Here is a 22,388-nt window from a genome sequence, read left to right on the forward strand (position 1 = left end):
AGGGGGTTTGCAGCCAATATTGCTGACCTTGTGCGCAAGAGCGGCTAGCAGTCGCATCCATGAGCAGTGAAGCAGCAGTCAAATCCGCCATCCCGGCCGAACTTTCCGGCATGGTGCGGTCCGTCAAACTTGTGGACGGGGTCGCCACGATCGTGGCCGATGCCAGCGGCCTTGGCCGCAGCGCGGCCACGCAATTGCAGGGGGAGCTGGAACAGGCCGTGGGCGCGGTGGAAGGCGTGAACGAGGTTCGCGTGGCGCTGATGGCGGACAAGGTATCGCGCAAGATCATCGCCGTCGGCTCTGGCAAGGGCGGCGTGGGCAAATCCACGCTCACCACCAATATCGCGGTGGCGCTGGCGAACCAGGGTATGAAGGTGGGCGTGGTGGACGCCGATATCTACGGCCCTTCGCAGCCATTGTTGCTGGGCACCGCGAATGAAAAGGTCCGGGCAGAGGACAAGGTGCTGATCCCCACGCAAAGCGAATTTGGCGTGAAGGTGCTGTCGATGGGCCAGTTGATAGAGCAGGGCAAGGCGATTGCCTGGCGCGGCCCGATGGTGGGGCAGGCGTTGGCGCAGCTGATGGAAGCGGACTGGGGCGATACAGAGCTTCTGATCGTGGACCTGCCGCCGGGCACGGGCGATGTGCAGTTGACGATGCTGCAGAAGTTCAAGCCGGATGGCGCGGTGATCGTCTCCACCCCGCAGGACCTGGCCCTGATCGATGCAACGCGGGCGATAGACCTGTTCAGGCAGGCGCAGGTGCCAGTTGTGGGGCTGGTGGAGAATATGGCCGGCTATCTCTGCCCCGAATGCGGCGCTGTCAGCAATCCGTTCGGCCAGGGCGGGACGGAGGCCGCAGCGCAGGCCATGGGCGTGCCTTTCATGGGCCGTGTGCCACTTGCCATAGAGATCCGCGTGGCCAGCGATACCGGCCAGCCGCCTGCTGCCAATGATACGCAGCACGGCCCCTATTTCGCCGGGATCGCTGCGCAGCTTGGCGAATTTCTCGGCACGGTAAAGGGCTGAGCGGCATGCAGGTTTCGCGGCGCGGATTGCTGGCCGGGGCCGCGATTGGCGGCGGGCTGTTGATCGCCTGGAACCTGTCTCCGCGCAGCTTTGCCAACCCGCTGGCGGCGGGCGAGGGAGAGATCGTCGTCGATGCCTGGCTGAAGATTGCCAGCGACGGCGTGATCACCGTGGCCGTGCCGCAGCTGGAGATGGGGCAGGGCGTCACCACAGTGCTGCCGCAGATCGTGGCGATGGAGATGGGGGCGGACTGGCGGCAGGTGGCGGTGGAGCCTGCGCCCGTAAGCGGTGCCTATGCCAATGTCCCGCTGGCCGCCCATTGGGCGCCGCTGTGGGGCCCGCTGATCCCTGAACTGTCCGATGAACCAGACGATCTGCTGCTGCGCAACTGGGCGCAGGACAAACGCTTTACCGTCACGGCGGATGGCACCACGCTGGCTGCCTATGAACAGCCCTGCCGCGATGCCGGGGCCGCGGCGCGGGCCATGCTGGCCATGGCAGCAGGAGAGCGGTGGGACGTGCCGTGGGATCAGTGCCGCGCGGAAAACGGCGTGATCTACCACGATGAACACGCGGCCAGCTTTGCCGAACTGGCGATGGATGCAGCGCGGTTCGATCCGCCCGACCCGCCGCCGCTGAAACCCGAAGCCCCGTTCGAACCTGCGCCGATCGCGGGCATTGAGGGCACCGATATAGCACCCGCCTATCCCCGGCTGGACCTGCCATCCAAGGTGGACGGCAGCCACGTGTTTGCAGGCGATGTGCGATTGCCGGGCATGGTCTACGCCGCCATCCGGCATGGCCCGCAGAACAAATCCGAATTGCTGGAATTCGATGCCGGCCTGGCGCGCGGGCAACGCGGGCTGATCCAGCTGGTGCGGGGCAAGCGCTGGCTGGCGGCAATTGCCGATAACTGGTGGTCTGCCGAGCAGGCGCTGCAGGCCATCGCCCCGCGCTTTGCGGTGGAGCGGCCGGTGAACAGCCCTGCCATTGCAGAGGCGCTGGCCCGCCACCTGGACGATGGGCCGGGCACGGTATTCGAAACGCGCGGCACAGGGATCGATGGGTACACGCCCACCATGGCGCGCAAATATGATGTCTCACCCGGCGTCCATGCCACCATCGAGACCGCCACCGCCACTGCGCGCCTGCTGGACGGCACGCTGGAACTGTGGCTGCCGACCCAGGCGCCCGAATTCGCGCGCAGGGCGGCGGCTAAGGCGCTGGGTATCAGCGTGGGCAAGGTGGTGCTTTATCCCGTGTCCGCTGGCGGCAGTTTCGACAGGCGGCTGCAAAGCGAGATCGCCATTCAGGTCGCCTTGCTGGCAAGAGAGGCGGGGCGTCCGGTGCAGCTGACATGGTCACGCTGGCAGGAACAGGTCGCCAGCTTCCCGCGCCCGCCCGCCGCCGGATTGATGGCGGCAGAAACCGATAACGAAGGCAATATCCGCACCCTGCGCGCCCGCGTGGCCAGCCCGCCCACCATGCGTGAATTCGGCCGCCGCCTGTTCGATAACGAGGTGAGCTGGGCCGCTATCGACGGGCTGGAGGGGGAGGCGGATCCCTTCGCGGTGTCGGGCCTTGCCGGGCCATATGGCGTGCCCAATCTTTCCGTGGAGCATGCGCCCGTCACCGCCATGCTGCCCACCGCGCCCATGCGCGGGCAGGCCGATGGCTACACTTGTTTCATGCGCGAAAGCTTTATCGATGAATTGGCGGAAAGGTATTTTCGCGAACCGATGAGCTATCGCATCGCGATGCTGGGGCAGGATCCGGGCATGGCCGAATGCCTGCAACGCGCCGCGCGTCTGGCATCCTGGGATGGCGGCAGGCCCGGCAGCGGGCAGGGTATCGCCTGCCATCGCATGCATCTTGGCACGGCAACCGGACGCATCGCGCTGGTGGCAGAGGCCGGCGCGGGCGAAGGCGGCGTGCGCGCCCGGCGGCTGTTCGCTTGCGTCGACATTGGCCGCATCGTCAATCGCGACATTGCCCTGCAACAGATTGAGGGCGGGCTGGTTTTCGGCCTCGCCATGGCGCTGGGCTGCTCCACCGATTATTCCGACGGACTGCCCACGCATCAGCGCCTTTCCGCGCTGGCCATGCCCACTTTGGCCGATTGTCCGCAGATCAATATCGAGCTGGTGCAAAGCGATGCCGAACCATTCGATCCGGGCGAGATCGGCGTGCCGCCCGTGGCACCCGCGCTGGCCAATGCCTTTGCCAGTGCAACAGGGGTTCGCCTGCGCCGCCTTCCCCTGCTATCGGCGCTACCATGAACAGGAATAGGCCATGACCTGGCAGCCCCAGCAGCTTCCCGCAGACCACCCGCCCGTCAACAGCGGCAAGATCGGTGTGCTGATCGTCAATCTCGGCACGCCGGAGGCGGCAGAGACTGGCGCGGTGCGCCGTTACCTGGGAGAATTCCTGTCAGACCGGCGCGTGATCGAAATTCCGGCGATTGCCTGGCAACCGATCCTGCGCGGCATCATCCTGAATACGCGGCCAAAGAAAAGCGCGGCTGCCTATCGGGAGGTGTGGACGGACAAGGGATCGCCGCTGGCCGCCATCACCGCCGATCAGGCCGCTGGCCTGCAGGATCGACTGGGCGAGAGCGCGATGGTGGAATGGGGCATGCGCTATGGGGAGCCTTCGATCCCCCGGCAGTTGCAGAAACTGATGGATGCCGGGTGCGAGCGTATTCTGCTGGCCCCGCTCTATCCGCAATATTGCGCCGCCACCACGGCCACCGTGGTGGACAAGGCGGCGGAATGGCTGGGCGAGAAACGCTGGCAGGCCAGCCTGCGCACGCTGCCGCCATATCATGACGATCCTGCCTATATCGATGCGCTGGCCGCCGATATCAGCCGGCAGCTGGATGCGCTGGATTTCACGCCAGAAGTGCTGCTGCTGTCCTTCCACGGCATGCCGAAGCGCACGCTTGAACTGGGCGATCCCTATCACTGCCACTGCCGCAAGACGGCGCGCCTGCTGGAAGAGAAAATGGCGCGCAGTGATCTGCGCATGGTCACCACCTTCCAAAGCCGCTTTGGCCCGGCAAAATGGTTGACGCCTGCGACGGACACCACGCTGGAGGAAGAGGCGGCGAAAGGCACGAAGCGGCTGGCCATCGCGGCGCCGGGCTTCTCTGCCGATTGCCTGGAAACGCTGGAAGAGCTGGCGATTCGCGGCAAGGAGCAATTCATGGAAGCAGGGGGCGAACAATTTGCCACCTTATCCTGCCTCAACACCAGCGATGCGGGGATGACCATGCTGGAGGCGATCATCCGGCGCGAACTGGGTGGCTGGATCTAGAAATCGATGGCGATGCCGTCCTTCACCCAATCGCCGTAACGCGTGGGGCTGAGCTTTTCTTCCACTACGTTCGCCTCCGGCTTGGGCGGTGGATTGTTGCTCCAGTAGGCGGGCTTTTCAAAGCTTTCGGGTCGCTTGGTCGCTCTTTTCATAGTGCCGTGTAACATGGGCGCTCTGGCGCGAAGGTGCAACTGGCCCTAGGGGCATGTCATGGCCAAGACCCCCGGATTACTCCCGCGCCGCGCTGCGCTCAAAATGCTCGATGCCGTGCTGCGCCGTGGCGATACGCTGGAACAGGCGGGCGGGGCGGCCAATGGCCTCTCCAGCTTTTCCGACCGCGCACTGGCAAAGGCGCTGGCGAGCGAAGTGCTGCGCTGGCTGGTGGATCTGGATGCGCTGATCGACGGCGCCACGAAAAACCCGCTGCCCGATGATGCCAAGGCGCGCATGGTTCTGCGCATCATGCTGGCGGGCTGGCTGCGGCTGGAAACCCCGCCGCATGCCGTGGTTGCCACCGCGCTGCCATTGCTGGTGGGAGGGCCAAAGCGGCTGGCGCATGGCGTGTTCGCCACGCTGACGCGGGGGGAGGCGACCCTGCCCGATGTGCCCACCTTGCCGGAGGCTGTGACGCTGCGCTGGGGCGAAGGCACAAACTACGATCTTGGCGCGATTGCTGCCGGTATCGCCGCGCCGCCGCCGCTGGACCTGCGGCTGAAATCGCCCGAACTGACGGCGGAAATTGCCGAGCGTCTGCAGGCAACCAGCCTGGCACCAGGCCATCTGCGCCTGGCGCGCGGTGCGTCTGTCTCCGATCTTCCAGGATATGACGAGGGCAGCTGGTGGGTGCAGGATCTGGCCGCCACGATCCCGGCCAGCCTGCTGGGCACTGGCGACGGGCCAGAGGGACAGATGCGCGTGCTGGACATCGCCGCTGCGCCGGGTGGCAAGACGATGCAACTGGCCGCTGCGGGCTGGGACGTTACCGCACTCGATGTCCATCCCAAGCGCATGCTGCGCCTGCGGGAAAACCTTGCGCGCGTGGGCCTTTCCGCAAACACCGTGATTGCTGATGCGCTGGAGTGGGAGCCGGAGGAGAAATTCGACGCGATCCTGCTGGATGCGCCCTGCACGGCCACGGGCACCTGCCGCCGCCATCCCGAAGTGATCCACCGTATCTCGGAACGCCAGATTGCCGAGATGGCCACGCTGCAATCCGCCGTGCTAAAGCGCGCATCCGGCTGGCTGAAACCGGGCGGCACGCTGGTCTACGCCGTCTGCTCCATGGAGCAGGGCGAGGGTGAGGATATTGCCGCAAGTTGCACGCTGACGCCTGCACCGATCAGGGCAGAGGAGCTTCCCGCAGGCCTGCAGCCGCGCGGCGATGGCTGGCTGCGCACCGATCCCGGAATGCTGCCCGATGCAGATGGGCTGGACGGGTTTTTCATCGCTCGCTTCACGGCCTGAGAGGGTCGCTCTCTCGCCACAAGCTGCTTTGCGGATATGGTTAACAGCCGGCGGTCTTGCATGGCCCGCATTCCGGTCAGGCGCGCTTTCACCGTCAAGGTGGCGGGTTAACTCAACCTTGCTTTAGGTTTGCAAGCTCTGGCTCAAGACCGGGCGCGCCATCTAATTTTCACGGTTGCGAAAAAGTGACCCGCCCGTACCATTTCAACAATCGTCTTGTCGTTGCCCCGGAAGGCTGACGGACAGGACGATCTGACTATACAGGTCCGGGGCGCGCAGTTCTGAGCGCCCCGGACTGCTATAAATCGAACAGCCTAGCTCTTCACCTTGTCGGCAAAGCTCTTGCGCAGCTTCATCAGCTTGGGCGGGATCACGGCCATGCAATAGGGGTTTCGCTGGCCTTCGCCCTCCCAATATTCCTGGTGGTAATCCTCTGCCGGATACCATGTGCCGCTTTCGATCGTGGTCACGGCCTTGCCATCGTGGCTTTCGTTCCAGCGCGCGATGGCGGCTTCGGCCTCTGCCTTCTGTTCGTCTGACATCGGGAAGATCGCGCTGCGATATTGCGTGCCCACGTCGTTGCCCTGCCGGTTCAGCTGGCTGGGATCATGCGTGCCCATGAACATGTCGAGGATTTCGGGCAAGGTTACCGTGTCTGTATCGAAGGTGACCTTCACGCCCTCTGCATGGCCGGTGTTGCCGGTGCAGATTTCCTTGTAGGTCGGGTTCTCGGTGGTGCCGCCGATATATCCGCTTTCGACGCTTTCCACGCCGATCACATCCTTGAAAACCGCTTCGGTGCACCAGAAGCACCCGCCTGCGACAATTACTGTCTCGCTCATATTCAAAACTCCTTCTTGCCTCTAACGGCTTGCAGGCGAGATGGGGGCCCTAAGTCCGCTTGTCATCTCCCCCATGCATCCTAAAGTGCCGCAAAGATTTCATTCCGGGAGAAATATCAGTGCGTCTTACCAGTCATTTGGCCCCTCTTTTCGCCGTTGCAGCCTTCGCGGTTTCCGCGCCTGCGCTGGCCGAGCATCACATGGCGCCATCGCTGGAGGACGTGCTGGCGATGGACATGCGCGCCGACGATGCGCCGCGTGACGCATATCGCCATCCGGTTGAGACGCTGGAATTCTTCCAGGTGGAACCTGGCATGACGGTGGTGGAATACGGCCCCGGCGGCGGCTGGTACACCCGCGTGCTGGCCCCGTGGATCGCAGCGCACGGCACCTATTACGCTGTTGATGGCGATAGCGACCAGCGCAGCTTTTCCAGCCGGGCCGCTGAAGGTCGCACGAAAAGCTGGCCCGAAACCTTCCCTGGCGTGGCCGCCGGATGGACGGGCGTGGATGCTGACAAGATCGTGGCCTTTGAAAGCGACGAAGCGCCAGAGGGCGTGGCAGGGACGGTGGACCGCATACTGGTGTTCCGCGCACTGCATGGATTGCTGAACGGCAATCGCGCGGACAGCGAACTGCGCAACATGCGCAGCCTGCTGGCCGATGATGGCATGGTGGGCGTTGTGCAGCACCGCGCAAAAGCAGATGCGCCGTGGTCCTATGCCAATGGCTCCAACGGCTATCTGAAGCAGGACGATGTGGTGGCGCTGTTCGCGCTGAACGGGTTCGAGCTGGTCGACAGTTCGGAAGTAAACGCCAACCCGGACGATCCCGCCAATTGGGATGGCGGCGTGTGGACGCTGCCGCCGGTGCTGCGGTACGGCGAAGACGATCGCGCGCGCTATGATGCCATCGGTGAAAGTGACCGTATGACCCTATTGTTCAAAAAGGCCGACTGATGCGTATTCTCACCTCCCTTGCCGCCATCGCGATCGCGGCCTCCGCTCCCGCTTATGCCCAGCAGCAACAGCAACAGCAGGAGGAGGAATCCACCGGCCAGCAGATCTTGCGCGGCGTGCTGAATGTTCTGGGCGGCGGCCAGCAACAGAACCAGCCGCAGGCCCAGCCGCAAACCTTGCCCGTGCAAGGGCAGACCTCCAGCATCGACAGCGTGTTGCAGCATCCCCGCCGCGCGGAAGACCGTGCGCGCGACGCCTATCGCAATCCGGCGCAGACGCTGAACTTCTTCCGCGTGGAACCGGGCATGACCGTGGTGGATTATATGCCCGCTGGCGGCTGGTACTCGCGCGTGCTGATCCCCTATCTGGGGAGGGAGGGCAATTACATCGGCCTCAACCCTGAATTGCATCCCGAATTGACGGGGTATTGGGATATGTACCGCAATGCCTCCTCCCGCATTCCCGCCGATGCGCGGCAGTGGGTGGGGATGGACGGCGCGCGGGTCTACGGCCTCAACACCGATGACGATATGGCCAGCTTTGCCGGCAGTGCAGACCGTGTGCTGATCTTCCGCGAAGTGCACAACATGCGCCGTTTCGGCTGGTTTCACGATTCGATGATGGCCATCCGCACGCTGCTGAAGGACGATGGCCTTGTCGGCGTGGTGCAACACCGCGCCAGCCAGAACGCACCTGTCGAATACACCCTTGGCGACAATGGCTATCAGCGGCAGGAGGACGTGATCCGCCTGTTTGCCGCCTATGGCTTTGAACTGGTTTCCGCTGCGGAGATCAACGCCAACCCGCGCGATCCGGCCAATTGGAACGGCGGCGTGTGGAGCCTGCCGCCCAGCTATCGCGGCGCGGATGAAGGCAGCGCAGAGCGTGCCCGCCGGGCTGAAATCGGCGAGAGTGACAGGATGACGTTGCTGTTCCGCAAGGTGAATTGATGCGGGCGGCACTGGTTACGGCCAGCGCGCTGGTCCTCGCCGCCTGCACGCCTGAGGCTCAGCCGGTCGAGCCTGCCGCAACGGAGACGGCGTCGACTATGCCGCTGCCAGTCGTCGAAATCGAATCGGTTATGCAGGATAGCGCGACCGGCTGGAACGAGGGCGACATGGATCGCTTTCTGGCGATCTATTCCGATGCGCCGGACACCAGTTTCGTAGGTTCGGGCGGCCTGATGCGCGGCAAGGATGCGATGGAAGATCGCTACCGCGAAGCCTACGACTGGTCTCAGCCGGGCCCGGCCGAGCGGGGTGTGCTGACATTCGAAACCGAAGACATCCGCGCCCTTGGTGAACGCCACGCCCTTTACATCGGGCGGTACATCCTAACCTATCCCGATGGCCGCGAACCGGCAACGGGCTTCACCAGCCTAGTTTTCGCGCGCGAACCGGGCGGATGGAAGATCGTGGCAGACCATAGCTCGTAAATCCGGCGTTCAGCCACGAACGGCTTATTCCCCATGTGATATATTATAACATGGGGAATAAGCCGATGAAGATATTGCCGATTTGCCTGCTGACCAGCGCCCTCGCGCTCTCCGCCTGCGGGGATACCGTGTACGATCCGCGCGGCGTGGAAAAGGCCGAAACTCTGTTGTCGGTCAGCGCCAGCGGACAGGCCGATACCCGCCCTGACGAAGCACAATTCAGCGCAGGCGTGCAGAATTGGGCCAGCAATGCGGAGGCCGCATCGTCCGAAACGCAGGAAGACATCGCCGAAATAGTCGCCGCCCTGCGCGAATTGGGCATTGCAGAGGATGACATTCAAACCAGCGCCGTGAACGTCCAGCGGATCGACTGGGGAGACAGGCGCGGCCAGTTCCAGGCATCCAACACCCTCTCCGTCCGCGTGCGCGATATCGAAAAGGCCGGCGCTGCCGTTACCGCCGTGACGGGCGTGGGTGCTAATATCGTATCCGGCCCGGATCTGCGCATGTCCGATCCCGAAGCCGCCGCCAACACCGCCTATGCCAATGCCTATGCCGCGGCGATGTCTCGCGCAGAGGCCTATGCCGATGCCGCGGGCATGGAGGTCAGCCGCGTTCTCTACATTCGCGATGCGGGCGGACAGCAGGGCAATCGCTGGCTGGCAGGCGCGCAGGCCACCGCGATGGATGCGGCCATGCCTGCCCCGCCGGTCAGCGTGGCGCCGGTGGTCCGCACGCAGGCAGCGACAGCGCCGCAGAACGAGTCGGCCACGATCATGCCCGGCCAGACCACCAGCTCCGTCACCGTGCAGGTGGATTTCGCGCTGGTGGAGAAATAGTCCTCTTGTAGAGAAATCGGCAGGCCAGTAACGCCAGCAGCATGAGCACACTGACTGTCGCCGCGCTGCAACTGGCCCTTTCCCGCGAAGACGAGAGCGAGAATATCGCCGCCGTTTCCGATCTGGTGGCCGAGGCCGCAGGGCAGGGCGCGCAGGTGATCCTGCCGCCCGAACTGTTCTCCGGCCCCTATTTCTGCCGGGAGGAGAAGGACGAGTTTTTCGCCCTTGCCCGCCCCACGGCCGAGCACCCTTCCGTCATCGCCATGCAGGCGCTGGCAAAGAAGCTGGGCGTGGCCATCCCCACCAGCTTTTTCGAGCGGGACGAGCACCACTATTACAACACGCTGGCGATGATTGACGCCGATGGCGAGATCATGGGCACATACCGCAAAAGCCACATCCCGGATGGGCCGGGGTATGAGGAGAAATTCTATTTCCGCCCCGGCAATGACGGGTTCAAGGTGTGGGACGTGTTTGGCGCGCGCATCGGCATCGGCATCTGCTGGGATCAGTGGTATCCCGAAACCGCGCGTTGCCTGGCGCTGAAGGGCGCGCAGGTGCTGTTCTACCCCACCGCCATCGGTTCTGAACCCAAGGATGCGGAGATGGACACCAGCCGCATGTGGCGCCGCGCGATGATCGGCCATGCGGTGTCCAACTGCATGCCCGTGGTCGCCGCCAACCGCATTGGCCATGAAGGCAGCCAGGAGGAAGGCACCAGCTTTTACGGCCACAGCTTCATTGCCGATGAATGGGGCGACCTGCTGGCCGAATATGGCGCAGCGGAAACGGGCGTGCTGACGGCAAAGCTGGATCTGGCCGCCGCGCGCCAGCATCGCGCCAGCTGGGGCTTCTTCCGCGATCGCCGCCCGCAGCTTTACGGTCGCATTGCAGAGGACATTTGACCGGGCCGCATCACTATCTGATCGCGCTGGGCAGTAACCAGCGCATGGCCGGCGTGGGCGGACCGCGCGCCGTGCTGCATCACGCCATCGCCCTGATGGAGAAGGCAGGCTTTGTCATCGATGCGGTCGCGCCCATCATCGCCAGCCGACCCGTTGGCCCTTCGCAAAGGACCTATGCCAATGGTGCATTGGTGGCGACCACCGATCTTGTGCCGGAGCAGGCGCTGGCAGCCCTTCAGAAGATCGAGAGGGATTGCGGCAGGCAGCGCCGCGGCCAGCGCTGGCGCGCGCGCCCGCTGGACCTCGATATCGTGCTGTGGAGCGGCGGCGTATTCGATGCGCCAGAGCTGAAAATCCCCCACACACTGTTTCGCGAAAGGGACTTCGTCCTCGGCCCTGCAGCGGCCATCGCCCCCGATTGGCGGGACCCGTTGACGGGGCGCACGCTAAAACAACTCCATGCCCGCTTGACCCGCAACCGCCCCGCCCCTAGGTGAGCGCCCGCAGCCATTCGCGCTGTCACCCCGTGGGGGCCCTTAGCTCAGTCGGTAGAGCAACTGACTTTTAATCAGTAGGTCGCTGGTTCGAACCCAGCAGGGCTCACCACCTTATTTCCCGCCATCCTGCCCTTTTGCGGCAAACAGGAACACCGCCAGCCCCAGCGTTGTGATGGCGGCGGTAACGAAGAATGTCGCGCCGTAGCCGAAGCTTTCGATAACCTGGCCCGATGCCCCGGCCATGGTCGATCTTCCGAAATTCGGGATCGCCATCATAACAGCGAACTGGCTGGCCGCGACCGCCGGATTGCTCAGCATCATTCCCCACGCGATCATCAGGATGGTTATCAGGGTGACGGTGACGGTCTGCACGATGAAGATCGTCATGAAAATCGTATTGCCTTCCCATGCGGAAAAGGTTGTGCCAGCTATCAATGCGGCCACGATCAGGACGAGGCTGGCGACAACGGTCAGTCGAACGATGCCGCACCATTTGATGAGCAGGCCCGTAAACACGATCCCCAACAACCCGGCGCCTAGCATGACCGCCGAACCAAAGGTGCTGTAACCGTCGCTGGACCAGCCCAGCTCCTTCACCGCCAGGGTGGGGCCGACGCTTTCGATCTGTACCCATGTTACCATCATCAGGAAGAAAGCGAGGAGATAGACGACGATCCGCACCTTCGCCAGCGAGCCGACAACCGCCTTGAGCATCGGCCACCACCCGTCCTGCCGCAAGGCCTCACATTCGGCGGAGGGGGATCCGCTGGTCCACGGCATCAGCCGTTCGCCCGGACGCTCTCGAAACAGGCCTACGATGATGGACGGCACTGCCACAAGGATCGCAAAGGCGAATGCAGTCGCCGCCATGCCGCCGCTCAGGACAAGCTGCCCACCGATATAGCCGGTCACCGCGAAGCCGACGCCTTGCGAGCCCATCATGCATCCGTTGATCGCACCGCGTTCCTCTATTGGCACGAGATCGATGGTCATGCCGTCTACGGCAACATCGTTGAAGATCGCGCAAACGTTCAGCGCGAAACAGAAGCTGCCAAGCAGGGCAATTTCGCTGGCATCGGGGGCCGATATGGCAAGCATGATCAGCACGGCGACCATGGCGGCCTGTGCGAGCAGGATCCATGCCCGCCGCCGTCCCATCGGGCGATAGGCATAGCGGTCCATGAACAGGCCGGCCAAGGGCTTCATCGCCCAGGGCAGCGTTGCGAAGCCGATAAAAGCGCCCACTTCCAGCGCGCTGGCTCCGTTGGCCGCAAACCATGGCGGCAGGACGATCATGGACAGGCCGACCGGCACGCCCTGCATGAAATACAGGATCATCGTGGCGGCAAAGCGAAGTGGCTTGTTTTCGACCATCGATGGCCATGCGCGCTGCGCCCGGCCATCGATGGTCATTGCTGCGTTTTTCATCTGGAAGTCCCCCCAACTTCGTTGATGTGCGATAGCCGGGCCCAGTAACGGGCCCAGTGACGGGCCCAGTCACGAGCCTGGTGATCGGGGCGCATGCCCCCGCTTCCGCCGCGATCACCGGTCCGCACGGCTATCGGAGCCGGATTATTCTGGCTTCATCCTAAGCTCGCGCAGCAAATATTCTCCGGTGATTTCCCGCAGGTCGGGATAGACCGTGGCGGTAATTTCCTCGTTTTCCAGCTTGTTGGCCTCGCCCCATTCGCGCATGAAAGCTTCGTAGCGCGCCTTGTTCGGGGCAAGATCGGCCGTGTTGGCAAAGCGGACGACCAGTAGCAGGTTGAAATCGCCACTCGCGGGAAGGTCGCTGACGTAGATGGCGTAGCTTTCAATGTGCCCCATCTCCTTGCTCATCTCATTCGTGGTGACCCAGGTCTTGCGCAGGCCCTCCAGGTAATGGTCCATCATATTGGCGTTGACCTTCACGGTCGTGACGGATGAAACCGAGTCGCTCACCGTGTAATCGGTGTACGGCTCAAGCTGCGCCATTGCCGGTGTGGCGAAGCCGGCCAGTGCGATTGTCGTGACGATTTTTGCGAAATTCTTCATGGTTGCAGTCCCCCTGTTTCAGGGCTGGCTTGAGATCGTTCACACGATGTTGAAGCCGGCCTGCCAGCGGTATCGTTCACCTTCGCACCGGCTGTCCTTAAAGAATCCTGATGGAAATATGAGGTGTTTGAGAGTGCAGGAGAATTTCTGCAAATTGGCGTCACGCGGCGCGTGATCAACCTGCCTGGCTGTCCCATATGGCGCCCAGCGCGCTAACCATGTCATCCCCGGAAGGATCGCTGCCGAACCAGTAGATCATCCGGTCGACCAAAAACCGGAAGTCCGCCATCGTGTAATCGGGGGCAATGAGCCTGATCCGGTCGATCACGCGCCTCGCCTCGTCATCCCGTCCGGCAAAGGCCAGCGCGGCGGCCAGCGTCACCAGATTGAGGCTGTAATCGGGATTGCGCTCGTCACATTCACGATAGGCCGCGATAGCCGCATCGACATTGCCCAACCGTATTTCGCAATGCCCGCGATAATGCGCCCACACGGCATAGCGCGGATGATGCGGCGCGCGCGCCTCTGCCGTTTCGATCATCGCGAGACCTTCGCGATTGCCATGCAGCCAGCAGTGCTGCCAGCCAAGCACGGCCAGCGTGTGAGGGTTGTTGGGATCGCGCTCCACCGCGCGGGTAAGATTGCGCACCGCAAGACGAGCATTGCCCATCATGGTGGCGGTGATCCCCGCCGCGGCCAGCACATCAGGATCGTCCGGCGCGAAGGATATGGCGGTTTCCACGTGCCGCTTCGCCTGGGCAAAGGCCTGCGAAGGATTATCGTCGAACTTGCTGGTGACGTTCTGCGTCAATTGCACGGCCAGCGCCGCGTGCACGGCGGCATCATCGGGCTGCAAGGTCACGGCACGGTCCAGCAGCTGGACAATCTCCTGCGCCGTGGACCGGTTGTAGTTAAGCCGCAGGTTCTCCGCCCTTTGCACCAGTTGATAGGCGTTGAGCTGGAACTGGCGGCGGCTCTGCAATTCCCGGGCGTGGGACACGACCAGTGCACTTGCCGTAGATGTCGATACGTCGAGGACGATCTTGTCCTGCACTTCGAAAAATTGATCGAGCGTGCTTTCAATCCGCTCCGCCCAGACCTGCGTATTGCCCACCCCGTCCATCAGTGCCGTGCGCAGCTGAAATTCATCGCCGCGCCGTTGCAGCGATCCACTCACCACATAGCGCACCCCAAGGCTGGCGGCGATGTCGGGCAGGGATGCGCTGCCCTCGTCAATCGCGAGCGCCGAACTGTAGGCGGCCACGTGCAGCCGCGGCACGCGTGACAGCAGCATGGTGAGATCGCGGGTGATACCGTCGGCCAGAAAGGCATCTTCCGGCATGCCCGACATGTTCTGAAACGGCAGCACCCCTACCGAGAAATCGCCAGAGCATTGATAGCGGGGAAGCGCTTCACTGTCCTCGGCCCGGCGCTCTTGCCCAGCCTCGGATCGCCGGGTTTCGGCCACCAGCGCATAGCCGCGTTTCCAGATTGTGGTGATGTAGGGCGCGTTCGTTTTATCGGCATTGAAGATTGCGCGCAGTATCGAGATCGCGCGGGTCAGACTTTCATCCGCACCCGGATTGAAGAACCAGACATGTTCGATCAGCTGATCACGGGTCACGACCTTGCCTGCATGCTCGATCAGGAACATCAGGACGTCCATGATCAGCGGCTCGATCTGATGCGGCTTACCATCGCGCCAAATACAATTGCGATCGGGGTCGACGTTGAACGCGCCGACCATCCAATCCCCGCCCCCGCGAGCGGAATCAGTGTATTTACTGACTTCGGCTTTCAAAGAATGTCTCTCCCCCGATACATTCACTGATGATTGAAAAAGCGCCCCATGCTGCAAATTTTATTGCCGGGACAGGTTCGTCCTGCTCCGCGACATTTCCATCCGGTGTTTTGCGTAAAGCTTTCTTCCACAAATGCCGCCCTTGCGCAATCAGGGCGGGCTGACGCCGGCGGTCAGCTTCGTTGTGCGGCAAGCGCTTCCATCACGCGGGCCAGAGCCTGTCCGGCAGGGTCTTCTTCCTGCAGCAGGGCGTAGCTACCCGTAAGCCACAGCGCGCAGTGGCCATGCACCGTGGCAATCAGGGACCGCACGAGGCGGCGGGTGGAGGCGTCTTCGGGCTGCCCCAGCCAGCGCGTAACCTCTGCATCGACGATACCGGTCAGCTCTTCGCGCGCTGTCTCATCCGCCTTGGCAACCGCGTTGGTGCGGTCAATACGGTGGTCGTAAATCGCCATCCACGCGTTGCGGTTGCTGTCGGCAAAGGCGAAATAGGCGCGCACCAGGGCCGCGATCCGCGCGTCGCCATCGCCGGTTTCATCGGCAAGGGCGCTTTGCAGACAGGCGCTCCATTTGCGGAAGGTGTGGCTGTTGATCGCGATCAGATAGCCATCCAGCCCGCCGAACACATTATAGATGGTTCCCACGGAATAGCCTGCGCGCCGCGCGGCCTCCCTTGCAGAGAATTTGGCGAAGCCGCGTTCGGCCATCACTTCATGCCCGCGCGAAACCAGCAGGTCGTGAAGCTCATCAGGAGTGTGATCGGATCGCCGTCCCATACACGTCTGTTAACCGACAAATTGAACGTTGTCTAATTTTTAATTGAACATCGTTTAATTGTATGGGACTGTGTATTCGATTCGATAAGGGAAGGACTGTGGTGTTCAGCAATTTCGCAATCTCTGGCTGGGGCGCGTATCGTCCGCGCGGAGTGGTCACATCGGCGCAGCTTGATCTTCGGCATGGCCATGTTGCAGGCTGGACCGAAGGCGAATTCGGCATCGCATCGCGCCACGTTGCCGCCGCTGACGAGACGACATCGATGATGGCCGCAAGCGCCTGCCGCGCGGCGCTGGACTGCGCGGGGTGGGGCGATGCACTGCCCGATGTGATCATCGGTGGCTGCGGCGTCATGGAACAGCCGATCCCCTCCACCGCGGTGCTGGTGCAGGATCAGCTTGGGCTTGGCCGTTCGGGCGTGCCCTGTTTCGACGTCAACCAGACCTGCCTGTCCTTCGTTGCTGCGCTGGATGTGGCGGCAACCGGAATCTCGGCGGGTCGCTGGCAGCGTGCGCTGGTGTTCGCCAGCGATATCGCTTCGGCAGGGCTTGATCCGGCGGTTCCGAAAACCCGTTCCATCTTCGGAGACGGGGCAGCGGCTGTTGCGATTGAGGCCGCAACGGATGGCGCGCGCGGCATGTTGAGCTGCGCCACTGTCACTCACGGCGCGCATCACTCGCTTGCCCAATTGCGCGCAGGCGGCACAAGGTTGCGCGTCAGCGAAGGCTATGATGCGCTGGTCGCCGGATCGCGCTTCGAGATGGACGCCTTTGGAATATTCAAGGCGGCGGCCAAGGCGCTGCCCGGTGTGATAGACCGCGCACTGGCGGATGCCGGGGTGACGCGGGATGAGCTGGCCTGCGTCATCTGCCATCAGGCAAGCGCGCCGGGGGTGGAGCATGTGCAGCGCCTGTTTGCGCCGATTGGAGACCGGGTGATCAACCTGTTCTCTACCCACGGCAATCAGATCGCTGCCTCCATCCCCACCGTGCTGGCCCATGCGCTGGAAAGCGGCAAAGCCGGGCCGGGTGACGCGATCCTGCTGCTGGGCACGGCGGCGGGCATCAGCGCCACGGCCGTGGTGATCCGCCTGTGACGGCGCGGCGCATTCTCATCACCGGGGCGACCGGCGGCTTGGGCCATGCGCTGGTGCAAGAGGCCATGGGCCGCGGCGCCGTGGTGCGCGCTACCGGACGCCAGACAGGTGTGGGCGCGGGGCTGTCCGCGCTTGGCGCCCAATTCGTGCGATGCGATCTAACTGCGCCTGATGCGGATCTTGCTGCGCTGCTATCCGGCTGTGACAGCGTGATCCACGCCGCTGCGCTGTCTGCCAGCTGGGGGCGGGAGGCGGACTTCATCGCCGCCAATATCACGGCCACGCGGCGGCTGCTGGATGCGGCCCGCGTGGCGAGGGTGACGCGCTTCGTCTTCGTATCCTCCCCCAGCATATTCGCACAACTGGCCGATCAGGTTCAGATCGGCGAATATCATCCGCCTGCCGCCCGCCCGCTGAATGCCTATGCCCGCACGAAGCTTGCTGCAGAACGCATGGTGCTGGCCGCTTGTGACGAAAGGATGGCGACCTGCGCGATCCGCCCCCGCGCGCTTGTGGGGCAGGGCGACAGGGTGATCCTTCCGCGTCTTGCACAGCTTGCCAGCCGCAATCGCATGCCCTTGCCGCGCGGCGGGGCTGCGCTGATCGAGCTGACTGACCTGCGCGATGCGGCCTGGGCGATCTGCGAGGCAGAGGCGCGCACGCCTGCGCTTGGCGGACGGGCACTCAACATCTCCGGCGGCAAGCCGATTGCGGTGCGCGATCTGGCGCTGCGTCTGGCCGCCGCACTGGGGAAAAGTCCGCGCCTCGTTCCCGTTCCGCTGCTGCTGGCGCGGCAATTGGCGCATGTTGCGCAGACTGTCGCCAGTATCACGGGCGCGCAGCAGGAGCCTGTGCTGACCCGCTATACCCTGGCGACGCTCGCCTATTCACAAACCTTCGATCTTGCGCCCGCGCAGCGGCGGCTGGGTTATCAGCCGCAGCATGATGCGGTTGAAACCCTGCTTGGCGAAGCGCGGCGGATGGCGTCAGTGGGAGGCGCGGCATGATCCGTGTCGGCCTGCAATGGATTGCGCGCGGCGCGTGCACTCACCCAGAGGTGATGACAATCAGCGGCGGCAGTCTGTGCGCCGTGGAATTTCCGGCCATGGTCGGCGTGATCCGCCATCCCACCCGCGGGATGTTCCTGTTCGATACGGGCTATGACCCCGCCTTCATCGCCGCGACCCGGCCATTTCCTGAACGGCTTTACCGCTGGACCACGCCCGTGCGCATCGGTGAGGATGCAGAATGGCAGACCTGGCTTGCTGCACATGACATTGCTGAGAGCGAGATCGCGGGCACAATCATCTCGCACTTCCACGGCGATCACGTGGCAGGGCTGGGGAACCTTGCGCATGTGCCTGTGTACTGCGCGCGCGCGGGTCTTTCCCAGCTGCGCAGTTCGGGACGGTTTGCAAGGGTGAGGCGCGGGCTGCTGGCGGCGCTGGTGCCGCCTGAGGTGGATACGCAGGCGCGCTTTTTCGAAGATGCGCCCGCGTGCCAGCTTCCATCCGCCTTTGCGCCATTCAGGGAAGCGCGCGACATTCTTGGCGATGGCTCTCTGCTGGCGGTGGAGCTGCCCGGCCATTGCGCGGGCCATTGGGGCCTCGCCCTGATTACAGAGGCGGGGCAGCCTGTGCTGCTGGCGGCGGACGCGGTATGGTCTGGCCAGTCAATCACGCAGCATCGGCCCCCGCCGCGCATCACCACCGCGCTGCTGGGCGATACCCGACGCTATCGCCAGACTCTCGACCTTCTCAGCCGCGCGTCGAAGAATAATGGAGAGCTGGCAATCCTGCCCTCTCATTGTGCGGCCAGCGCAAGAAAATTCAGCGCAACCGGTGACAATGACGCAGGTTAGCCGGATCATCGCAGCATGGTGGCGCACGCGCCGCGCGATGCGTCGGTCTCCGGCGGCGCTGGCTGCGGGCCGCGCAAGGGCGTGGGCGGCGCTGCAACCTGCGCTGGCCCGCACACCTGCGTTGGCGAGTTTTACAGGTGGCGAGATAGAGGACTTTCCCATCACCGACATCGCCGATGTGCGCCGTGACTATGGCCTGTGGAACAGCCTTGGCCTGTCAGATGCCACACTGCGCGCCATGGCCAATGCTGCCGAGGACGGGGCGGCTGCTTCGCCGACCGCTCTTTCGGCAGGGTGGTCAACCGGTAGCAGCGGCGGGGCGCGCGGGCTTTTCGTGGCAAGCCCGGCAGAGCGCGCCGAATATATCGGCCAGAGCCTTGCCCGTCTGCTTCCCGCGCGCGCGATGTTGCGCCGCCAGCGAATTGCCCTTTACCTGAGGGCGGGCAACGCGCTTTACAGCGATGCTGGGCGCGGGCGGTTTGCCTTTCGTCACCTGCCGTTGGGCGCGCCGCTGGCAGAGACGATTGACGAACTTCAGGCCTTTGCGTCCACCATCCTGATCGCGCCGCCTCACCGCCTTATCGCGCTTGCCGAGGCAGGGGTGCGCCTGCCAGCCTTGCGCCACCTCTTCTGCGGCAGCGAGCCGATCAGCGCGGCGGAGCGCGCCTTTATTGCAGACCGGCTGGGACATGCCCCGCGCGCGATCTATCAGGCGACCGAGGGTTTTCTTGGCGCGGAATGCGCGCAGGGGCGGCTGCATCTCAACGATCATGTGCTGGCGATTGAGCTGGAGCCGGTGGCAGGCACGCCGGGAGTTCGCCCGATCATCACGGATTTGAAGCGCACCAGTCAGCCCGTCGTGCGCCTGCGTGGAGACGATTATCTGGAGCTTGATCCGCGTGTCTGCCCCTGCGGCTTTGCGGGCAGAGTAATCGCGCCTGTTGAGGGGCGGATCGCCGATATCTGGCCGGGCGAGGCAGGACCAGTCACCCCGCCGCAGATCGTCGCTGCGGTGGAGCGCCTGCTGGGCGCAGGGCACCGCTGGCAGGCGGTGGGCCGGACGGCGAAAGCAGTGCTGCGGGTTGCGCCGGAATGCCCGCCCGCGCTGGCAAGTGATGCCGCGGATGCGCTGTCTGCCTGCGTGGCAAGGCCTGTCACTGTGCAACAGGATTTGCCTGAATGGAGCGGACCGAAGCGGCGCAAGGTGATGTGGGCCGATGCATAGGCGCGTTCTCATCACCGGCGCACGCGCAGCCGCCGCGCTGGATCTGGCGCGCGACTTCAATGCTGCGGGTTGGCAGGTGCACTTGGCAGACAGTCGGCCGGTGCGCATGGCCCGCTGGTCATGCCTTGCGTTGCATCATCACGAATACCCGCCACCAATAGAACAGCGTGAGGCCTTTCGCGCCAGCATTCTTGCACTGATGGAAAGAGAAGTAATCGACCTTGTCGTGCCCACCTGTGAGGAGGTGTTCCATCTGGCCGCCCCTTCGCTCCACGCGCAGCTTGGCGCGCGGTTGTTCGCAACTGATCTGGCGAGGCTGCGACAGCTGCATGACAAGTTCGCCTTCGCCAGTGCCTGCCGGGAATGGGGCCTGCCAATTCCCGAAAGTCACCTGCTGACACACGCTACCGATGTCGCGCGTTTTGCCCCTGCGGCGCAGGACTGGGTGTTCAAGCCATGCTTCACCCGCTTCGGCAATGCCGCGCTGATCGGCCCCACCTCGCAGATGCTTGCGCAAATTGCACCCACGCCGGATGTGCCGTGGCTGGCGCAGCGGCGCGTATCGGGCGATGAAGCGTGTTTCTATGCCGTCGCGCATCGCGGAAAACTCGTGGCCTTTGCCGCCTACAAATCCGGCTGGCGACTGGATGGCGGGGCAAGCTATGCCTTTGAACCGCTTTGCGGTTCTCGCCAGCAGGCCTTGCGCGATATTGCCGAGCGGCTGGCGCTGCGCGCGGATATTCACGGCCAATTCGCCTGCGATGCTATTTTCGATGCCGCGGGGCAGCCGTTCCTGATCGAGTGCAATCCCCGCGCCACCAGCGGGGTTCACCTGCTGGCCGGCGATGGCGCGCTGGCCCGCGCTATCGGTGAAGGTGTCAGCTGCCCTGCGCAAAACTGCTGCCCGGCCTATCTTGGCCCGGCAATGCTGGCCTATGGCCTGCCCCATGCGCTGCGTCGGGCGCGGTTGGGGGAGTGGTTCAGGCTGCTTCGCAATGGACGCGATGCGATTGGCCGCGCGGGCGACCGCTTGCCAATGCTTGGTGCGGTGGCAGATGCCGCCGGGTTCTTCCGTGATGGCCGCAAGCATTCTATCTCCACCACCGCGGCCACCACCCGCGACATCGCCTGGAACGGAGAGGACCTGGACTGATGAGCTTTCCTTCCGCAGTGCGCGATGCCTGGCACATGGTTGCCCTGTCCCGCGACGTGGGTGCAGGCACAGTGCGCAAGGTGACACTGTGCGACACGCCCATCGCGCTGTTCCGCAATGATCGTGACCTCGGCGCCCTGATCGACCGCTGCCCCCATCGCAATTACCCACTATCGGAGGGGCGCGTTCATCGCGGCGCGCTGGAATGCCCGTACCACGGCTGGCGCTTTGCCCCGGACGGCGCGTGTGCCGCAGTGCCCGGCTGCGCGGTTGAAACGGCGGATGACACGCGCCTCAGGGCCGATGCGCTGCGAGTGGCGGAGAGGCATGGTGCGATCTTCGTGACACTGTCCGACACCGCGCCTGCAGAACCGCCTCTGCCGCCCGATTTCGGCAACCCCGATCTCGATCATTTCTGGTGGCAGCAGGGCACCTGGGAAGGCCGCGCGTTCGATGCCATCGAGAACGTGATGGACCCGTTCCACACCAACCATCTGCACCACGGCTTCATCCGCCGCCGGGACAGGCGATTGCCGGTTGATCTTGTGGTGACGAGCCACGGCGACGGGATCGACATGGCGATAGAGCAGACCCAGCCCGACCTCGGCCTGATGTCGCGCTTCCTTGAACGGGACCGGCAGCGCAGCGTTTCCCGATATTACCCGCCCACCACGGTGCAGGCCCGCTGGGAAGGGCAGACGCGGCTGACCCTGTGCGTGACGGCGATCTTCACGCCTGCAACGCAGACCACCTTCACGCCCTTTGCGCGCTTTTCCACGCCCAGGGGGCTTGCTCCCGGCTGGCTGAAACAGGCCGCGATCCGCATGTTTCTTGCCCCCGTGGTGGCGCAGGATCGCCGGGCGCTGGCGCTGCAGCACGGCGTGATTACGCGCTTTGGAAATCCGCAATTCACCTCCGGCCCCGGCGATATTCTCGGCAATCGCCTGCACCGATTGTGGCGGGGGGAGGTGCTGGAGCGCGGTCAGGATGCCAAGGTGCGCGCGCATCTTTAGCGCATTGTTCTGATCCAGCGGCCTTACATGGGCGCTCCGACAAAAATCCGCTCTTTTCACGCGCGGCGTCTGCTTCGTTCGTTGAAAACACTTTATAATCTTTTGCGCGGTAATACTGCATTTGCATCAAGGGCTTGTGCCTGC

22 protein-coding genes and 1 tRNA gene are annotated in these 22,388 nt (G+C 63.9%); 17 read left to right on the plus strand and 6 right to left on the minus strand.

The features are described from left to right. Positions 1-59: 59 nt before the first annotated feature. Genes GRF63_RS13385 through hemH form a run of 3 tightly spaced genes read left to right on the plus strand, consistent with a single transcriptional unit; the run spans position 60 to position 4,343 of the window. Positions 60-1,028 carry a P-loop NTPase gene (locus GRF63_RS13385; protein WP_160486550.1) on the plus strand — a complete coding sequence of 323 codons (969 nt, stop codon included), beginning with the start codon at positions 60-62 and terminating at the stop codon, positions 1,026-1,028. 5 nt (positions 1,029-1,033) lie between these two features. Next, the gene (locus GRF63_RS13390; protein WP_160486551.1) at positions 1,034-3,307 is read left to right on the plus strand and encodes a molybdopterin cofactor-binding domain-containing protein; all 2,274 of its coding nucleotides are present in this window, start codon (positions 1,034-1,036) and stop codon (positions 3,305-3,307) included. A gap of 13 nt (positions 3,308-3,320) precedes the next feature. Then, positions 3,321-4,343 (plus strand): ferrochelatase, encoded by a 1,023-nt coding sequence (hemH, locus tag GRF63_RS13395; RefSeq protein WP_160486552.1) that lies wholly within the window; start codon positions 3,321-3,323, stop codon positions 4,341-4,343. On the opposite strand, the gene GRF63_RS13400 is transcribed toward hemH, so the two are convergent. Further along, the gene (locus tag GRF63_RS13400; protein WP_160486553.1) at positions 4,340-4,495 is read right to left on the minus strand and encodes a DUF1674 domain-containing protein; all 156 of its coding nucleotides are present in this window, start codon (positions 4,493-4,495) and stop codon (positions 4,340-4,342) included. The genes hemH and GRF63_RS13400 overlap by 4 nt on opposite strands. A 58-nt stretch (positions 4,496-4,553) precedes the next feature. Here GRF63_RS13400 and GRF63_RS13405 point away from each other — a divergent pair, with 58 nt between their 5' ends. After that, positions 4,554-5,807 (plus strand): RsmB/NOP family class I SAM-dependent RNA methyltransferase, encoded by a 1,254-nt coding sequence (locus GRF63_RS13405; RefSeq protein ID WP_160486554.1) that lies wholly within the window; start codon positions 4,554-4,556, stop codon positions 5,805-5,807. Between the two features lie 314 nt (positions 5,808-6,121). Here GRF63_RS13405 and msrA read toward each other — a convergent pair whose 3' ends face one another. Beyond that, positions 6,122-6,649 (minus strand): peptide-methionine (S)-S-oxide reductase MsrA, encoded by a 528-nt coding sequence (gene msrA, locus GRF63_RS13410; RefSeq protein ID WP_160486555.1) that lies wholly within the window; start codon positions 6,647-6,649, stop codon positions 6,122-6,124. A 137-nt stretch (positions 6,650-6,786) separates the two neighbouring features. Between msrA and GRF63_RS13415 the strand changes: the two genes are divergently transcribed. The 7 genes from GRF63_RS13415 (at position 6,787) to GRF63_RS13445 (ending at position 11,393) form a co-directional block, all read left to right on the plus strand. Next, entirely contained in the window at positions 6,787-7,608 is an 822-nt protein-coding gene (locus tag GRF63_RS13415) for a class I SAM-dependent methyltransferase (protein ID WP_160486556.1), read from the plus strand. Then, a complete protein-coding gene (locus GRF63_RS13420; RefSeq protein WP_160486557.1) occupies positions 7,608-8,558 on the plus strand; it encodes a class I SAM-dependent methyltransferase in 951 nt (316 codons plus the stop codon). Before GRF63_RS13415 ends, GRF63_RS13420 begins: the two co-directional genes overlap by 1 nt. Further along, positions 8,558-9,043, plus strand: a complete 486-nt coding sequence (locus GRF63_RS13425) for an SgcJ/EcaC family oxidoreductase (protein WP_160486558.1) — start codon at positions 8,558-8,560, stop codon at positions 9,041-9,043. The genes GRF63_RS13420 and GRF63_RS13425 overlap by 1 nt, the downstream gene beginning before the upstream one ends. A gap of 65 nt (positions 9,044-9,108) precedes the next feature. After that, positions 9,109-9,882 carry an SIMPL domain-containing protein gene (locus GRF63_RS13430; RefSeq protein WP_160486559.1) on the plus strand — a complete coding sequence of 258 codons (774 nt, stop codon included), beginning with the start codon at positions 9,109-9,111 and terminating at the stop codon, positions 9,880-9,882. Between the two features lie 41 nt (positions 9,883-9,923). Next, a complete protein-coding gene (gene aguB / locus GRF63_RS13435; RefSeq protein ID WP_160486560.1) occupies positions 9,924-10,787 on the plus strand; it encodes an N-carbamoylputrescine amidase in 864 nt (287 codons plus the stop codon). Further along, positions 10,784-11,284 (plus strand): 2-amino-4-hydroxy-6-hydroxymethyldihydropteridine diphosphokinase, encoded by a 501-nt coding sequence (gene folK, locus GRF63_RS13440; RefSeq protein WP_237392493.1) that lies wholly within the window; start codon positions 10,784-10,786, stop codon positions 11,282-11,284. The genes aguB and folK overlap by 4 nt, the downstream gene beginning before the upstream one ends. Positions 11,285-11,317: 33 nt before the next feature. Continuing rightward, positions 11,318-11,393 (plus strand) — tRNA-Lys (locus GRF63_RS13445). A 2-nt stretch (positions 11,394-11,395) separates the two neighbouring features. Here the strand turns inward: GRF63_RS13445 and GRF63_RS13450 are convergent. The 4 genes from GRF63_RS13450 to GRF63_RS13465 form a co-directional block, all read right to left on the minus strand. Further along, positions 11,396-12,712, minus strand: coding sequence for an MFS transporter (locus GRF63_RS13450; RefSeq protein ID WP_160486561.1), 1,317 nt, complete (start codon positions 12,710-12,712; stop codon positions 11,396-11,398). 144 nt (positions 12,713-12,856) lie between these two features. Continuing rightward, on the minus strand, positions 12,857-13,318 hold the full coding sequence (locus tag GRF63_RS13455) for a hypothetical protein (RefSeq protein ID WP_160486562.1): 462 nt from the start codon (positions 13,316-13,318) through the stop codon (positions 12,857-12,859). 175 nt (positions 13,319-13,493) lie between these two features. Next, positions 13,494-15,065: a winged helix-turn-helix domain-containing protein gene (locus GRF63_RS13460; protein ID WP_160486563.1), complete on the minus strand. Its 1,572-nt coding sequence runs from the start codon at positions 15,063-15,065 to the stop codon at positions 13,494-13,496. Between the two features lie 227 nt (positions 15,066-15,292). Further along, on the minus strand, positions 15,293-15,895 hold the full coding sequence (locus GRF63_RS13465; RefSeq protein ID WP_160486564.1) for a TetR/AcrR family transcriptional regulator: 603 nt from the start codon (positions 15,893-15,895) through the stop codon (positions 15,293-15,295). A 101-nt stretch (positions 15,896-15,996) separates the two neighbouring features. On the opposite strand from GRF63_RS13465, the gene GRF63_RS13470 reads away from it, so the two are divergent. From GRF63_RS13470 to GRF63_RS13495, 6 genes are read left to right on the plus strand one after another with little or no spacing between them, the layout of a single operon-like run. After that, positions 15,997-16,992: a 3-oxoacyl-[acyl-carrier-protein] synthase III C-terminal domain-containing protein gene (locus tag GRF63_RS13470; RefSeq protein ID WP_160486565.1), complete on the plus strand. Its 996-nt coding sequence runs from the start codon at positions 15,997-15,999 to the stop codon at positions 16,990-16,992. Then, positions 16,989-17,999, plus strand: a complete 1,011-nt coding sequence (locus tag GRF63_RS13475) for an NAD-dependent epimerase/dehydratase family protein (RefSeq protein ID WP_160486566.1) — start codon at positions 16,989-16,991, stop codon at positions 17,997-17,999. The genes GRF63_RS13470 and GRF63_RS13475 overlap by 4 nt, the downstream gene beginning before the upstream one ends. Further along, entirely contained in the window at positions 17,996-18,853 is an 858-nt protein-coding gene (locus tag GRF63_RS13480; RefSeq protein WP_160486567.1) for an MBL fold metallo-hydrolase, read from the plus strand. Before GRF63_RS13475 ends, GRF63_RS13480 begins: the two co-directional genes overlap by 4 nt. Further along, the gene (locus GRF63_RS13485) at positions 18,840-20,078 is read left to right on the plus strand and encodes a cell division protein FtsA (RefSeq protein WP_160486568.1); all 1,239 of its coding nucleotides are present in this window, start codon (positions 18,840-18,842) and stop codon (positions 20,076-20,078) included. The genes GRF63_RS13480 and GRF63_RS13485 overlap by 14 nt, the downstream gene beginning before the upstream one ends. Continuing rightward, entirely contained in the window at positions 20,071-21,231 is a 1,161-nt protein-coding gene (locus GRF63_RS13490) for an ATP-grasp domain-containing protein (RefSeq protein ID WP_160486569.1), read from the plus strand. The genes GRF63_RS13485 and GRF63_RS13490 overlap by 8 nt, the downstream gene beginning before the upstream one ends. Further along, positions 21,231-22,244, plus strand: coding sequence for an aromatic ring-hydroxylating oxygenase subunit alpha (locus GRF63_RS13495; protein ID WP_160486570.1), 1,014 nt, complete (start codon positions 21,231-21,233; stop codon positions 22,242-22,244). Before GRF63_RS13490 ends, GRF63_RS13495 begins: the two co-directional genes overlap by 1 nt. The last annotated feature ends 144 nt before the right edge of the window (positions 22,245-22,388 follow it).

This window comes from Aurantiacibacter rhizosphaerae (genome assembly GCF_009807005.1).
GTDB lineage: Bacteria > Pseudomonadota > Alphaproteobacteria > Sphingomonadales > Sphingomonadaceae > Alteraurantiacibacter > Alteraurantiacibacter rhizosphaerae.

What these genes read in the sequence shown, in the direction of transcription:
- GRF63_RS13385 (WP_160486550.1), top strand. Translation starts at nt 60, where the DNA reads ATGAGCAGTGAAGCAGCAGTCAAATCCGCCATCCCGGCCGAACTTTCC.
- GRF63_RS13390 (WP_160486551.1), top strand. Translation starts at nt 1,034, where the DNA reads ATGCAGGTTTCGCGGCGCGGATTGCTGGCCGGGGCCGCGATTGGCGGC.
- hemH (WP_160486552.1), top strand. Translation starts at nt 3,321, where the DNA reads ATGACCTGGCAGCCCCAGCAGCTTCCCGCAGACCACCCGCCCGTCAAC.
- GRF63_RS13400 (WP_160486553.1), bottom strand. Translation starts at nt 4,495, where the DNA reads ATGAAAAGAGCGACCAAGCGACCCGAAAGCTTTGAAAAGCCCGCCTAC.
- GRF63_RS13405 (WP_160486554.1), top strand. Translation starts at nt 4,554, where the DNA reads ATGGCCAAGACCCCCGGATTACTCCCGCGCCGCGCTGCGCTCAAAATG.
- msrA (WP_160486555.1), bottom strand. Translation starts at nt 6,649, where the DNA reads ATGAGCGAGACAGTAATTGTCGCAGGCGGGTGCTTCTGGTGCACCGAA.
- GRF63_RS13420 (WP_160486557.1), top strand. Translation starts at nt 7,608, where the DNA reads ATGCGTATTCTCACCTCCCTTGCCGCCATCGCGATCGCGGCCTCCGCT.
- GRF63_RS13425 (WP_160486558.1), top strand. Translation starts at nt 8,558, where the DNA reads ATGCGGGCGGCACTGGTTACGGCCAGCGCGCTGGTCCTCGCCGCCTGC.
- GRF63_RS13430 (WP_160486559.1), top strand. Translation starts at nt 9,109, where the DNA reads ATGAAGATATTGCCGATTTGCCTGCTGACCAGCGCCCTCGCGCTCTCC.
- aguB (WP_160486560.1), top strand. Translation starts at nt 9,924, where the DNA reads ATGAGCACACTGACTGTCGCCGCGCTGCAACTGGCCCTTTCCCGCGAA.
- GRF63_RS13450 (WP_160486561.1), bottom strand. Translation starts at nt 12,712, where the DNA reads ATGAAAAACGCAGCAATGACCATCGATGGCCGGGCGCAGCGCGCATGG.
- GRF63_RS13455 (WP_160486562.1), bottom strand. Translation starts at nt 13,318, where the DNA reads ATGAAGAATTTCGCAAAAATCGTCACGACAATCGCACTGGCCGGCTTC.
- GRF63_RS13460 (WP_160486563.1), bottom strand. Translation starts at nt 15,065, where the DNA reads ATGGTCGGCGCGTTCAACGTCGACCCCGATCGCAATTGTATTTGGCGC.
- GRF63_RS13465 (WP_160486564.1), bottom strand. Translation starts at nt 15,895, where the DNA reads ATGGGACGGCGATCCGATCACACTCCTGATGAGCTTCACGACCTGCTG.
- GRF63_RS13480 (WP_160486567.1), top strand. Translation starts at nt 17,996, where the DNA reads ATGATCCGTGTCGGCCTGCAATGGATTGCGCGCGGCGCGTGCACTCAC.
- GRF63_RS13485 (WP_160486568.1), top strand. Translation starts at nt 18,840, where the DNA reads ATGACGCAGGTTAGCCGGATCATCGCAGCATGGTGGCGCACGCGCCGC.
- GRF63_RS13490 (WP_160486569.1), top strand. Translation starts at nt 20,071, where the DNA reads ATGCATAGGCGCGTTCTCATCACCGGCGCACGCGCAGCCGCCGCGCTG.
- GRF63_RS13495 (WP_160486570.1), top strand. Translation starts at nt 21,231, where the DNA reads ATGAGCTTTCCTTCCGCAGTGCGCGATGCCTGGCACATGGTTGCCCTG.